At 25.7% G+C, this 14005-nt stretch carries 13 protein-coding genes; 4 read left to right on the top strand and 9 right to left on the bottom strand.

Annotated elements, in window-relative coordinates:
• Positions 1–206: 206 nt before the first annotated feature.
• The 9 genes from FOY43_RS01720 to FOY43_RS01680 all read right to left on the bottom strand — a co-directional run bounded on the left by FOY43_RS01720 (position 207) and on the right by FOY43_RS01680 (position 11157).
• Positions 207–2618 carry a UU173 family protein gene (locus tag FOY43_RS01720; RefSeq protein WP_146308844.1) on the bottom strand — a complete coding sequence of 804 codons (2412 nt, stop codon included), beginning with the start codon at positions 2616–2618 and terminating at the stop codon, positions 207–209.
• 35 nt (positions 2619–2653) lie between these two features.
• Positions 2654–5014: a hypothetical protein gene (locus FOY43_RS01715; protein ID WP_146308843.1), complete on the bottom strand. Its 2361-nt coding sequence runs from the start codon at positions 5012–5014 to the stop codon at positions 2654–2656.
• Between the two features lie 97 nt (positions 5015–5111).
• Positions 5112–6440 (bottom strand): MAG3090 family protein, encoded by a 1329-nt coding sequence (locus tag FOY43_RS01710; protein ID WP_146308842.1) that lies wholly within the window; start codon positions 6438–6440, stop codon positions 5112–5114.
• Positions 6441–6582: 142 nt separating this feature from the next.
• Entirely contained in the window at positions 6583–6936 is a 354-nt protein-coding gene (gene rplS / locus FOY43_RS01705; RefSeq protein ID WP_146308841.1) for a 50S ribosomal protein L19, read from the bottom strand.
• Positions 6926–7612, bottom strand: a complete 687-nt coding sequence (gene trmD / locus FOY43_RS01700) for a tRNA (guanosine(37)-N1)-methyltransferase TrmD (RefSeq protein WP_146308840.1) — start codon at positions 7610–7612, stop codon at positions 6926–6928. The genes rplS and trmD overlap by 11 nt, the downstream gene beginning before the upstream one ends.
• Entirely contained in the window at positions 7612–7866 is a 255-nt protein-coding gene (gene rpsP, locus FOY43_RS01695) for a 30S ribosomal protein S16 (protein WP_006886537.1), read from the bottom strand. The genes trmD and rpsP overlap by 1 nt, the downstream gene beginning before the upstream one ends.
• A 340-nt stretch (positions 7867–8206) precedes the next feature.
• A complete protein-coding gene (locus FOY43_RS01690) occupies positions 8207–8719 on the bottom strand; it encodes a type III toxin-antitoxin system ToxN/AbiQ family toxin (protein ID WP_146308839.1) in 513 nt (170 codons plus the stop codon).
• Between the two features lie 110 nt (positions 8720–8829).
• Positions 8830–10437, bottom strand: a complete 1608-nt coding sequence (locus tag FOY43_RS01685; protein WP_146308838.1) for a hypothetical protein — start codon at positions 10435–10437, stop codon at positions 8830–8832.
• 222 nt (positions 10438–10659) lie between these two features.
• Positions 10660–11157, bottom strand: a complete 498-nt coding sequence (locus FOY43_RS01680) for a Sua5/YciO/YrdC/YwlC family protein (RefSeq protein WP_146308837.1) — start codon at positions 11155–11157, stop codon at positions 10660–10662.
• 48 nt (positions 11158–11205) lie between these two features.
• On the opposite strand from FOY43_RS01680, the gene mutM reads away from it, so the two are divergent.
• From mutM to FOY43_RS01660, 4 genes are read left to right on the top strand one after another with little or no spacing between them, the layout of a single operon-like run.
• A complete protein-coding gene (mutM, locus tag FOY43_RS01675; protein ID WP_146308836.1) occupies positions 11206–12066 on the top strand; it encodes a bifunctional DNA-formamidopyrimidine glycosylase/DNA-(apurinic or apyrimidinic site) lyase in 861 nt (286 codons plus the stop codon).
• Positions 12056–12595, top strand: a complete 540-nt coding sequence (locus tag FOY43_RS01670; protein ID WP_201273917.1) for an isochorismatase family cysteine hydrolase — start codon at positions 12056–12058, stop codon at positions 12593–12595. Before mutM ends, FOY43_RS01670 begins: the two co-directional genes overlap by 11 nt.
• Positions 12583–12885 carry a Smr/MutS family protein gene (locus FOY43_RS01665; protein WP_146308835.1) on the top strand — a complete coding sequence of 101 codons (303 nt, stop codon included), beginning with the start codon at positions 12583–12585 and terminating at the stop codon, positions 12883–12885. Before FOY43_RS01670 ends, FOY43_RS01665 begins: the two co-directional genes overlap by 13 nt.
• Positions 12886–12906: 21 nt before the next feature.
• A complete protein-coding gene (locus tag FOY43_RS01660; protein ID WP_146308834.1) occupies positions 12907–13989 on the top strand; it encodes a M42 family metallopeptidase in 1083 nt (360 codons plus the stop codon).
• The last annotated feature ends 16 nt before the right edge of the window (positions 13990–14005 follow it).

Raw genomic sequence — 14005 nt, 5'->3', positions numbered from 1 at the left:
TTAATATGTAATATTAATATGTGAAATTATACAAGATTATTAATTAATTTAATTTGTGCGATTTTGTAAAATATGCACTTTTATTAAGAAAATTTTATGTTATTAAATGTTTTGTAACATTTTTAAATAAAGACAATATATAAAGCATCATTTTTTGCAAATTAAAAACAATAGGATTATACTTCCTATTGTCTATAATTGATTGTTTATTTGTATGAAAATTCAACATTAAAATCATCATCAATTGTGTATTTGCCATCATTTTTTATTGAATCCAGTTCCAATTTATATTCAAAATCAGAAATGTTATTTGTTATTGTTCTAAAAATTTCCATTATTAATTCATACACCATTATCATTGCAACTACGTCATTTTCGCAATATTCTTTTAGATTTTCTGTTATATCTTGTCATGCAAATTCACCAGTTATACCAGCATGTCTTTTAATTGCTTCATTCATAGCCATTGTGCCATTTTGAATCTCTAAAGTTTTATAAGGTTTTATACGAGTTTTTAATTGTAGGTCATTTGAAGTTATGAAGTTTTCTATTTTTTTAATAGAGTATTTATTTTTTAGATAATTTGTAAACACAAAAGCTAATTTTGCGTAACATTCTTCAGTGTTATTTAAACTATTTTTATTTAGAAGCTTGATTTTTTCTTTGATATCCTTAAATGAATATTTTTTCATGTATTCAGGTTTATGAATGCGTTTATTTTTAGTAATAAACTCAAAATAATCAGTTTTTTGAATTGATTTGTTAATTGAACTATTGTATTTAAAAACATCTGCTAAATCAACGGTATTGTCAATTATATGATCAATGAGTTTATTGAATTTTAAATAGTCTGCATTATTATCTTTATCAACATAACCTTTTTTAATAAATTCTTCTACAAATTCAATATCATCTTTTAAATTGTATTTTTCGTAAAATTTATGTCTTCTAGAATCTTCTATTTCACATAAATATTCATATCTTTCCACTTTTTGTATAGCTTGAATAACAAGTTTTAAAATTTCTTTATTTCTAGTGTTTTCATATGTTTTGTTAAAAACTACATATGCGTTTGAGTTTTCATCATATATATTTTCAATAAGTTCAACTAAATCTATTAATTTAATCTTTTTGGTGTCAATTACTATATTTGTGTTTCAAACTCTACGCCCATTAACCGTTTTGATAACAGAAACCTGATTAGGAACTTGCATATTTGGTCCCACTCCATTGATTAAAGGGATTATAGAACTAAATCCTTCATAATCATACCAGACCGTAACACCGTCCTTTATATGAATATTTTTAATAATATTTAGCGCTTCTGTTGCGGCAAAATAAGGCAATTTAGAGAAATTATCATCAATTTTTTTTACACTATAAATATTAAATTTATTTTTTTTTCCATATAAATTAAATCCATTTTGATGATGAATTTCACCCATCAAAATAAGGCAAATAGAATTTATCTCTTCAGGCCTTAATCACTTCAATTCAGTGATTTTTTCGTAGAAATTTAATTCATCTATTTTTTCTGAATGTATTTTATTTTTTAATTCATCAACACCTGTGTATAGAAAATGATTTATTAATTCATCAACTAATAATTGATAATTATTGATATATTTTTCATTTTCAATTATGTTTTCTATAATCGTATTGAAAGGTTCGTCAATGATATTAATAGCATCTGAAATTATTTTTTCAAAATTTACAATATAACTTGCTTGATCATCCCCTAAAATTCTAAATGTTGAAACATTAGGGATTAAGTTTCTTTCTAATCAAAATATTAGAGGTAAGTCGAATTTTGATCCAAATTGTGAAGCTTTTTCATAGATATAACCGTTAATTTTAAGATTGAATTTCTCAATATCATTTTTATTATCTAATTTTGGTTTATCTTTTGCATGTCAAATACCTCTAACTTCAACAAAATTAACTTTATCTTTTACGATATTATTATATTTATATTTCATTCCATCAACACAAATAACCGAAACATCTTTAATATCCAAACCAGCTCTTTTATAGATAGAATAGTCATATAAACCTCTTAAATAAAATTCTTGAGATGTACCCTTTGAATATTTTATATATACAATTTTTTTTGTGGTTTTATCATACCCAAAAACTGAACTTGAAATTAAATAATCATAATTTTCTTTGCTTATAATGTGTCCTAATATAGGTTTGAAAATAAACTTAATATCAGGATTGTTTATATGTTCAATAGTTTGGTTTATTTTTTCTTCTTGTGACAAACTTGAACTTATATATCCAATTTCATTTTTATAGTCAATGCCATTTTTTAACAAATAAAATTCAAGAGCAGAATTGGTATATTTATCGAAATTCTTGTTTTGAATGTCAATATTAGCATCAGATATCACTTCATCGTCAAAACTTAAATCTTTGTGCAATTCATTAGTTTCTTCTTCATCATCTATGTTATTTATGAATTCCAATAACTCTTCTGAATTTGCGTTATTATCCCAAATAAGTTTATATAATTCGATTGATTTTTCTTCAAAATTACTAAAACACGAAAGCATTTTTAGACCACTGTTGTAAAGTCTAAAGTTATTAAAGTTTATTTTTTTTAATTCTCTAGTCATATATAACTCCCTTATTTTGAATTATATATGAAATTTTAATCTAAATTTTTTAAGAATGAATCTATTAATTTATCTAAGTTAGATTTAGTATTTTTAACGTTTTCGATTATTCTGTTTACTGAATCAACATTGACCTCATCAATCCTTTTTCTTTCATAATATCCTTCTCAATGTGTATAAACATTGATATTGAAGTTAGTCATAAACTCAGTCATGCTTTTAATTTTAGCTAGAAGTTCTTTTATAGATGTTACAATTTCTCTAACTTTATTATTAAGAAAATCAATGTCAGTTTTATAAGCGTTGATAGTTGCCATAAATTTAGCTTCGTTAGATATTAATTCTCTAATTTTTATTTCAGCTTCAGCTAATTCACTGCTTAATTGTTCATTTCTTTTAATTAATTCTTCATTCTCCTTTCTTAATATATTTAATTGATCGTTAAATTCATTATTTTTGTTATTGAATTCATTTATCTTATCGTTTAATTCATCTATCTTTGAATTCAATTCTTCATTGGCAATCTTTAATTTGGTATTTTCAACCTTTGCTAAAAGAAGAAGATTTAAGTTATTTTTATATTTTTTATTTAGTTCATTAAGTTCAGCGTCTTTTGATGCTAACTCATCTTTTAGTCTTGTGATTGTAGAGTTTAATATAGCGATTTTTGATTCAAGATATTGTTTATTTTTCAATTCTTCGATTAATCTTAAATTAGCTTGTTCAAGTTGCTCTTTTAAATTATTTCTTTCATTAACAAGTCCATTTATTTTCTCATTATTTTCACTAATAATGTTTCTTAGATTATTAATTTCTTCGTCCTTTTGGGATATTTTTAGTTTAATATTTTCAAGTTCTGCTCTAAGATTTTCATTTTGTGTATTGGAAATTATTAATTCACCCTCGATTTCTTTAACTCTTGAAACTAGAATATTTTTGTCATTTGTTAATGAAGTTATAATATTAAGATTTCTTTCATTAGTTATTGTTAAGTCTTCAATATTTGATTCTAATCTCGAATTTTCTAAACTTAATTTGTTGTTTTCCTTACTTACTATTAAAAACTTTTCGTTGTTTTGGTTATTTAATAAATAATATTGAGTCAATATGTCAATCATTATTTTGCTCAATTTAAGATTTATTTCAGTTATAAGATTGTTAGCTACGCTAAAATCTTCTAAAACATAAATTGTTTTATTGTTGTTGAAAGTTATTAAATTAGCATTTCCGGTTTCATAATTAAAAATAAATTGTTTCAATGTGATTGAATATTCATCAATTAATTGGTTAATCATATTTTCTATTTTAGAGTTAGGCGTATTGATTTTATATTGTGTAATATATTCTTCAATAACTTTATAGTTATTTATGGTTTCATTAAGAGTTAAAGATTCAGCAACTCTTAAATTGTCAATTATTTTGATTTTTTCACTCAAGGAAATTTCATTATCATTTAACGATATTTTAAGCTCTTCAATCTTGTTTTTTTGAAGTTCATTTAGGTTGTTTAATTTTGCAATTTCTTTATCACTCGTATCTATTATTTTATTTAAGTCTTCAATGCTAGTTTTATAACCTTTTATTAAATCTTTTTGATTTTGGATTATTTGCATCAACTCAGTTAGCAATATCTCTTTTTTCTTATTAATAATTGAAATATTAGCTTCCAAATCATAGTAAAATGAACTCATTAAATCATTAAGAATTTTTGAATTTTCAAAATTGATTTGGACGGAATTAATTTTCTCTAAATATGAATTTGTAAATTCATAAAGTTGATCATGCAATGAAATTATTTCGTTATATATATTTGTTCTTTCACTATTGATACTAGTCAAGTGTTTAAAGTGACTTCTACTTGAATTTATAGCTACTAATAAATTATTTATGTATTTTAAAGTTTTATCTTTAAAAATTGATATTTGATTTAAAAGAGATTGCTTTTGAGTCTCTGATAATTCAATATTAGAAATTGCTTTATTTAACAATATTTCTTTATCTTTCAAGTTTGAATTAAGCAATTGGATAGTGTTAGTGGCTTGTAATTTTTCTTTCGATAATTCATTGTTAGCCAAAATATATTCGTTTTTTATTTTTTCTGTCTCATTTAGAATATTTATACTATTTTCTAATTCAATATTAGTTGTATTTAATTTATTTTCTATTTCATTTTTTTGTTTATTTAATTCTTCGATTTGTTTAGTTAGAACTTGATTATTTTTAATTAGGTTTTTATTTATTTTTTCTTCATCATAATAACGATGCATATAATCTATTTGCAATGCTTTTGTTCTTTTAGTGAGAACCGCTTGTGTTGTTATTCCTATCACGCTGGCGGATAATGTTACTCCTAATATAATTGGAATTAAATGTTTCTTTTGTATTTTTAATTTCATATTCTCCTTTCATACTATAAATGTTCCAAAAATTAAATATTAAATAAAAAAGGAAAATAAAAAACCAAGGCTGTACAGTACCTTGATTCATTAATAATTACATTTGGACATAGTAAATAACCAAGAAAATTAATACGAAAATTAATATGAAAAGTAAAACTGATGATAATGTAGCAAATAATTTTAATAATTTTGAAGGTTTTTCACAATCTTCATGCGATACTTCACTTGTTAGAACTTTTTCTGTAACAACTTCTTTAACTGTTTCTTTTAACAACTCGATTGCAACATTGTTTCTAGAAATTTTTGTTAAAGCAGGTACTGAATATGTGTATTTATCTTTTGTTGTGAATGCAACATGAAGCATGTTGTATAAAACATAAGATGTACCGTGAGCAACTTTATTATTAAATCCTGATTCATCATCATAGTAGTATGTTGCAGATGAAGGAGTATCCTTAGCATCGCTATTTACTTCGAATGATTTTACTAATTCAATAGCTGAATTTTTCACATGTTCTAAAAGAAGCGATATAACTGTTCTTTGACTTTCTGATAAGTTTTTATCTTCTTTAAGCAATTTTGAGTAAATTTGGTTTACTTTTTCTATATTTGACTTTATTTCATTGACATCAGATGTAGATCCAACATTATTTTGTAAGTTTTGTCTAATTTTGTTTAGCTTATCTTTATAAATTACAAGAACTTTCATTTTATCTTCAGTAGAAAGTTCACATGCACAAACAAATTTTGTTAAGTAAGATTTATCTTTTTCGACAACTTTTTCTTGAACAACAACATCTTTTTGTTTTTCTTCTTCATCAGCACGTTTTTGTAATTCGATAATACGTTCAAGTAATTCTGTTTTATCTGATGATGAGTTGTTCAATTCTTCTTTTAATGATTCGATTTCTTTTGAGTAATCTTTTGAAGAATTTGCTAATTGAATTAATAAAAGTTCAATTCTTTTTCTCAATTCTTCAATTTCAACATCTTTTCTACTTTTACGTGCTGGTCTTTTGATATCTTCTGCTGGGAAGTAAGTTTTTGGATCGCTTATTAATTTGAAATCCGTAATATTTCTCAAACGTTGTTCAGCTTCTTTTTCGTTTCTTCTTCATGTTGATAAGTTAATGTGATTTTCTCTACCAACACTTTCCGTTGTTGAACCACCATCAAAGTTATCAACAACAATTTCATGCTCAAATATTCCATCAGATTCTATTCCGGAAATAATTTGTCCAGCTCAAATTCCACGATCATTTTGGAATCAGTAAACACATTCTTCTTTAAGTGAAAAATATCATTCAGTTGCTTCTTGACGAGTTTTGAATAAAGCTAATGCTGCATTAACTTTTGGGTGTTTTAGCATTCAAGGGTATTCTTGATTTTGCTCTGGTCTATATAAACATTGTAAACGTTTCATAATTCTCCTTATTTCTATGTGTTTTAATTATATACTAATTTTTAATAAAATACTTTTTTACATAATTTTATATGGATTTATGTTATAAAATTTCAATTTTAAAAATAAAAATAGCAAATTGTTGCTATTTATCATAAATTGATTATTTTCTTGTGATTTCTTTAAGACGTGCACCTTTTCCGCTACGGTTTCTCATGTAGTAAAGTTTTTGTCTTCTAGTTTTGTTTGAACGAACTACTTCAATAGCAGCAATAAGTGGTGAGTGTAATGGGAAAGTTCTTTCAACACCAATTCCGTAAGAAATTTTTCTAACTGTAAAAGTTTCTCTTGTTCCTGATTCTTTTTTAGAAATAACTAATCCTTCGAATACTTGAATACGGATTTTTTCCCCTTCACGAATACGAACGTGAACTTTAACGTTATCACCAGTTTGGAATTGTGGTAAGTCAGTACGTAATTGAGGTTCTTCAACTAACTGTAATAATCTATTTTGCATGATTTTTCATCCTTTCTATAATATCAGGGCGATTTTTTAGTGTTTTTTCATATCTTGCTTTTTCTTTTCATTCTTGAATTTGCTTATGATTTCCATTTACAAGTACTTCCGGGACTTCCATTCCATTATAAATTCTAGGTCTGGTGTATTGTGGATAATCTAATAAACCATCATTTTGAAATGAGTCGTAAACATGCGATTCTTCACGAATAACTCCTGGAACCAGTCTAATAATCGAATCGGCCATTACCATAGAAGGCAATTCTCCTCCGGTTAAGACATAATCACCAATTGAAATTTCTTCATCAACTAGATTTACAACTCTTTCATCAAAACCTTCATATCTACCTGAAATAAAGGTTATTTGATCTTTTTTAGCAAGATCATTTGCCATTTCTTGTGTGAACTTTTTTCCTTGTGGAGAAACTAGAATTTTATATCCACCGTTATTTTCTAGTGATTTTAAAGCTAAATCTATTGGTTCAATCTGCAATAGTAAACCATGCCCTCCGCCGTAAATTTCATCATCAACTTTTCGATGTTTGCTACGACTAAAATCTCTAAAATCAATTATATTAATATCTATCAATCCTTTTTTAATGGCTTTATTAATAATACTTTCATCAACAAATGGATTGAAATAACTAGGAAATAAAGTCAAAAAATTAATTTTCATTATTTACCAGGCATTAATTTTTCAGTAAGTTTCTTAGCTCTAAATAAGTTTGAAACTGTAACAGTTGGTTGAGCACCATTTGCTAATCATTTTGATGTAGCTTCTTCATTTAAAACTAATTCTTTTGTATGTGGGTTGTAGTGTCCTAAAGCTTCGATGAATTTTCCATCACGTGGAGCTCTAGAATCAGCAGCAACAACTTTATAAAAAGCATTAAACTTGCTTCCCATACGTTTTAGTCTAATTTTAACCATTTTTCCTCCTTATGCTGTAAAGCACTTTTGCTTTACATGTAAATTAGTTGAATATATTATAATATAAAAATTAAATTTAGTTAGTTTTTATTTATAAATTTATTTAAATTTTAAAAAAGTATATAAAAAGACTAGGATAAGCCTAGCCCTCATTAAACTTCGCTCTTTTGATATAGGTGGCGTACACCTCACTTAATACTTCGCTCTTTTGATATAGGTGGCGTACACCTCACTTAATACTTCGCTCTTTTGATATAGGTGGCGTACACCTCACTTAATACTTCGCTCTTTTGATATAGGTGGCGTACACCTCACTTTATATTTATATTATATATTATTACTAATTAATATTAAATTTTTCCATTAGCTTTATATCTTCTAATATATTTGTTGAACCATATACAGTACCGTTATTTATCTTCTTGTTATAGAATGAGTTAATCTTTGACAAAACAACTTCTTTCTCCTTACTAATAAATATTAATTGTTCACTCAATAAAAGGTGATATTTATTGCCATTTTCAAAAGTAATTTTTTTAATCAAATTTAAGCTGATAGGAATCATTTTCTTGATAAGTAATATACCTGTTAATTCATTGTTTTTATTATAAATTTTATGATATTCAAACACATTTTTCTTAATTTTTTTGTATTTTTCTTTTGGTGAAGTTAAAGGTATTAAAAATCTCTGGTTATCTTCAACAACAACTATACCTAAATGAGGTTTGATTTTTTCTTTATATTCAGGATTATATTGAACCTCATGATCATAGTTATGGAGATATTCTAAATAGTCTATGTTAATGATGTAAAAACCTAATCTATTTTCAAATCTTATTTTATTCTCACTCATAAAATAATTATATTGGAGTAAATTAAAAGTGTTTAAAATATTTTTTTCATATACTCTGTTCAACTAGTTGTAAATAAAAACGTCATAACTAAGATTATGACGCACATTTATTATTTAGCTTTTAATTGATTTTTCATTTTTTTCATTTTAATCAAAGTAAATCCAAGAATTCCAGCAAGGATTAAAGCGATTATTAAGAAAATAATTCAAATTACATTTTTAGTTGTGTTTGCTTTAATTAATTCTTGATTTTGAGCATTGGCTCTATCTAATCTATTTTGGTTATCAATTAACTGATTTTCTTTTTCTTTAACTGTTTCAGCATTCTTTTGATTTTCTGCTTTTAGAGCACTATTTTCAGTAGTTAAAGTGTTGTTGATGTTTTTTAATGTTTCGTTTTCATCTGAAAGTCTGTTGTTTTCTTTTCTTATTTCAATAAGAGTATTTGTCAAGTCTTTATTTTGGTTTTCTTTAGCTGCTAATTGGTTGTTCTTGCTTGTAAGTTCATGATTTAATTTATCATTTAACTCTTGTAAGCTGTCTTTGTAATCTTCTAATTTATCTGTGTATGCTTTAAGTTCTTCATATTTTTCTTTATAGTCATCGGCATTTAATGTCATTTTTCACACTAATTCACTGTTAGCGATTGTAAATGCAAGTGAACTTGTTTTGTATGTGTCTAACAATTCTGATTCAGAGAATTTACCATGTGGGTATAAAGAACTTAGATCAATGTTTCCGAAAATTTTGTTCAATAATGCTTTATCTAATTCATTGATTTTAGAGGTGTATGTGCTTAAATCATCACTAACAAATTTTTGAGCTTCAATAGCTTTTTCAGGTGTTGTATCATCAGTTATTTTTAAAATGAATTTATTTAAATTAGATTGCGCATTTTTTATTTTTTCTAATTTTTTTGAATCATTAGCATATGTTTCCTTTAATTGCTCAAATGTTCCATTTCCCATTTCTTTATCATTAATAGTAAATAAATTATCTTTTAAATATGTTTCTAAATCAGTTGATAATTTTTCATTTTCATTAGCTCTAGCGAGACTTTTATCAATAAAATCTAAGTAAAATGCATGTTCTAAAACTGGACTTATTTTTGATAAGCTGTAAACTGAGTATCTAATTTTTTCTAAAATTTGTTCAGGTGATGATGAAGTATTTTCGATGTTGTTTAGACCAGTAAAAGTGATAAATTGAGTTTCATTGTTTGAGTTTTTATATTCTAATTTAATTGATTCATCATTATTGATTGAATTGTAGAATCTTAAGTAACCATTTAAGTTATAAATTTGTGCAATTTCACTTAATGACTTAACCCTTTTACGTGATTCATTAAATAATTGTGTTGCTCCATTTTTAGTAATTTTCACAACATGTTCTTTAAATCTAGTTAATGCATCATTATAATCAGTATTACTAAAATTACGAGCTTGAATTTTTTGTCAAATGTCTTGATTTTGGTTTAAGAAACTCAAAACAAATGTTTGAACTTTTTGATTTGATGAACTTGTATTACCAAAATCAACACTTAATTCAATTAAGTCCATGTAGTATGCAGACATAAGTGTAGAACTATTAATGAAATTTTGAATATTTTGATTCGAATCTTCTTGATTATTTGTTGTAGCTGATAAAGCAATAACTGGAACAACTGGCATTGATACAATTGCTCCAGTTTTTAAAATTAATTTGTTAATTTTTTTCATGTTAACCCTTCTTTGTAAATTTTTAATTTTGTTGTATTTTTCTATTTTTTAATTATTTTACAATTAATATTAAACTTTTGTTAGTCAAATACATAAAAAATAATATTACTTATAAGTCTATTTTATAGGGTTTTTAGACTACTCTTTCTAAAAAAAAAAAAAAAAGCATTTCGAAAATTTAAAAATGCCTTAAAAATATTTTTTCGTAATAATATCACTTGATTATTTACATTTTTTAAGATTAAAACTAGTTTTATCTCTGATAATTCATTTATCTTGTTCTAGAATGTAAATATTGCTTGCTGATCCGGTTGATTGACCAAAATCATAGATATTTTTAACCATTGGAAAAACTTTTTTTGATTCACTCAATTTTATAACATCTTGTGAGGAAATATTGGCACTAGACATATAGTAAGGACCATTTTTTTCTAGAAATTCTAGTAATTTTTTATTATTTGGCATTCTAAAACCTTGATCGTTTACCACAATACTAAAGGCACCAGGTCAATATTTTTTTGCTCATTCACTAGCTTGTTCATTTCATTGACTAAATTTTTTTGCTTGTTCAATTGAACTGACTAAAATCATAATTTTTTTGTCAATCGGTCTTTTTTTTAGAAAATAAATTTTTTCTAAAACTAAATCATTTACTGGACCACCAATTCCATTGACTGTGTCAGTTGAACAAATTATAATATCATCAAAATTATTGTACATAAAATTAATTTTATACCATTTTAACTCTTTTAAAATATAATATTATATATGCCAGAATATCCAGAAGTTACTATAGTTAGAAAAGGTCTAGAAAGTATTATAAATAACAAGACAATAACAGATGTTATTGTTATTTCAAATAAATTTATAAAAAACACTACTGAGGAGAATTTTGTAAATTTTTTAGTTAATAAAACTATTACTAAAGTTAATAATATTGGTAAATTTATAGAATTTGTTTTTGATGATAATTCTAGAATGATTTCACATTTAAGAATGGAAGGAAAATATTATACTAGAGATATAAATTTAATTAAAGATGGAATAAGGGAAAAGCATGATTACATCATTTTTATTTTAGATAAAAATGTCGCACTAGCATACAATGATACTAGAATGTTCGGTTCATTTGAAATAGTTGAAAAAAATGATCAGAGAAGTTTGTATGAAATTAAAAATTTGGCTCAATTACCTGGTGATGTAAATGTTGATGAATTATTTAATAAACTTAAAAGAAGAACTAAAAGTATTAAGTCGATCTTGCTTGATCAGTCTTTAGTATTAGGAATCGGAAATATTTATGCTGACGAAACACTTCACAGAGAAAAAGTATTTCCGATGACTAAATGTAATTTAATTTCCAAAAATAAATTGCAAAAAATTCTTAATACTGCTCAAGAAATAATGGATCAAAGTATTCAAGCTGGTGGTTCATCAGTAAATACTTATAAAGGTGTAAATGGTAAAATTGGTACCTTTCAAAATAAATTATTTGTCTATGGACGTGCTAATTCAGTTTGTTTACAGTGCAATAAAGAAAATTTAGTTAAAGTTAAATTAGATTTTAAGGATAACGGACGTGGAACTACATATTGTCCAAGATGTCAGAAAGAGGAAAATGTTAAATAAGATTTTTGTTGTTGATATGGTTAATGGTTTTGCTTTAAACGGTAATTTATATTCTAAAAATATTCAAAATATTATTGAACCAATTGCAAACTTTTTAGAAAAAAATAATGGTAGCTCAATCACTTTTCTTTGTGATTCACATGAACAAGATGATATTGAAATGAATGAGTATCCACTTCACTGTTTAAAAGATACAACTGAAAGTGAAGTTGTAAATAAATTGACTAAATATGCAAAAAATATTGTTTATAAAAATTGCACTAATTCATTCTTTTTTATAAATAAGGAAGAGTTACATAATTTTGAAAAAATTGAGCTTGTAGGCTGCTGCACCGATATTTGTGTTTTACAATTAGCTCTAACTCTTAAGACATATTTCAATTCTTTAAAAATTAATAAAGATATAATTGTATACAGTGATTTAGTAGCAACTTTTGATAATGAAAATCACAACGCTGAAGAGTTTAATGATTTTGCGTTAAAATTAATGAAAAATGCTGGAATAAAGGTTAAAAAATGATCGAAATAGATTTACACGGTTACACAATTGAAGAAGCTCAATCAGAAATTTGAGACCCATTTTCAAGGCTTGAAAAAGGAGAAATTTCTAAATTATTAGTAATTACCGGTATTGGTACTGGTGCACTTAAGTATTTTGTTGAAAAAACTGCAGAGGATTTTAATTTTAATTGAGAGTTAACAAATAAAAATGGTGCATATTTAATTACAAGAAAAGTTGAAAATGATAATTTCTATCAAGAAGACGAAGATGAATTTGAAGATGATATTGATGAAATTTTCAACCAATATAAAAATTAATATTGTATATATGGAGTCAAAATGAACAGAGAAGAATTTAAAAATAGATTAATTCAGTACATGGAAATTGAAGGAATGTCTCGTTTTGAGGAACCTGTTGCACAAGCTTTAAAAAACAACACTTTTAGTCAAAATTTTGAATACACTCGTGATGGTTTTGGTTCACTAATTATTCATAAAAAGTCTAAAAAAGTTAATGCACCTAAAGTTATGGTTGCTGCTCACATGGATGAAGTTGGTTATTTAGTAAGATTAATTGATCCTAAAGGACAATTATCACTCTCACCGGTTGGTGGAATTTGACCTACAGTAGTTGTTGGTACTAAAGCTAAATTAGTAACAAGTAAAAATGAGGAGTTTCTTGGTGTCTTTGGTCACACTTCAATTCACATTATGGAAAATGAGAAAGTGTCTAAATCAATAACAAATAAAGAAATTTATGCTGATTTTGGATTTACTTCAGACACTGATGCAAAAGAAAATGGTGTTGAAATAGGTGACAGAGTTTATCTAAGTGGAGAAACAATCAAGTTCAAAAATGAAGACTTAATTGGTGGAAAAGCGATGGATAACCGTGCTGGCGTTACTGTGCTTGATTATATTGCAAATCAAATCAAGGATCTTGAACTAGATGTTGACTTATATCTTGTTGGAACAGTACAAGAAGAAGTTGGAACTCGTGGTGCCAAAACTTCAGTTTCTTTAATCAATCCAGATGTAGCTATTGCTTTAGATACTACTAGTTCACACGATACAATTGGAACAATCCCAGGTACAACTAGATTATTTGGTGGTGCTGCTTTAAGAATTCATGATGGCGGAACTATGATGGACCCAAAATTAGTTAAATATCTTTATGATTTATCTAAAGAAAAAGATATTAAAGCATACAAATTTATTGCTGCTGGTGGAGGAACTGATGCTGCTCAATTACAATATGGTCGTGGTGGAGTTGCAACAATAACTATTTCTCTTCCACAAAGATATCTTCATTCACCAATTGGAGTTTGTTCAATTTCTGATTTAATTAGTTCAGGTAATTTAATTATTGAATTTATTAAAAGTTTTAACGAAGAAAAATTTAATGAGATGAAATACAAATAAAAACACAAGGTTAATA

Source organism: Mycoplasma anserisalpingitidis (assembly GCF_007858495.1).
GTDB lineage: Bacteria > Bacillota_I > Bacilli_A > Mycoplasmatales > Metamycoplasmataceae > Mycoplasmopsis > Mycoplasmopsis anserisalpingitidis_A.
The sequence above is the reverse complement of the archived record's forward strand: the minus strand, read 5'-3'. Positions and strand labels throughout refer to the sequence as shown.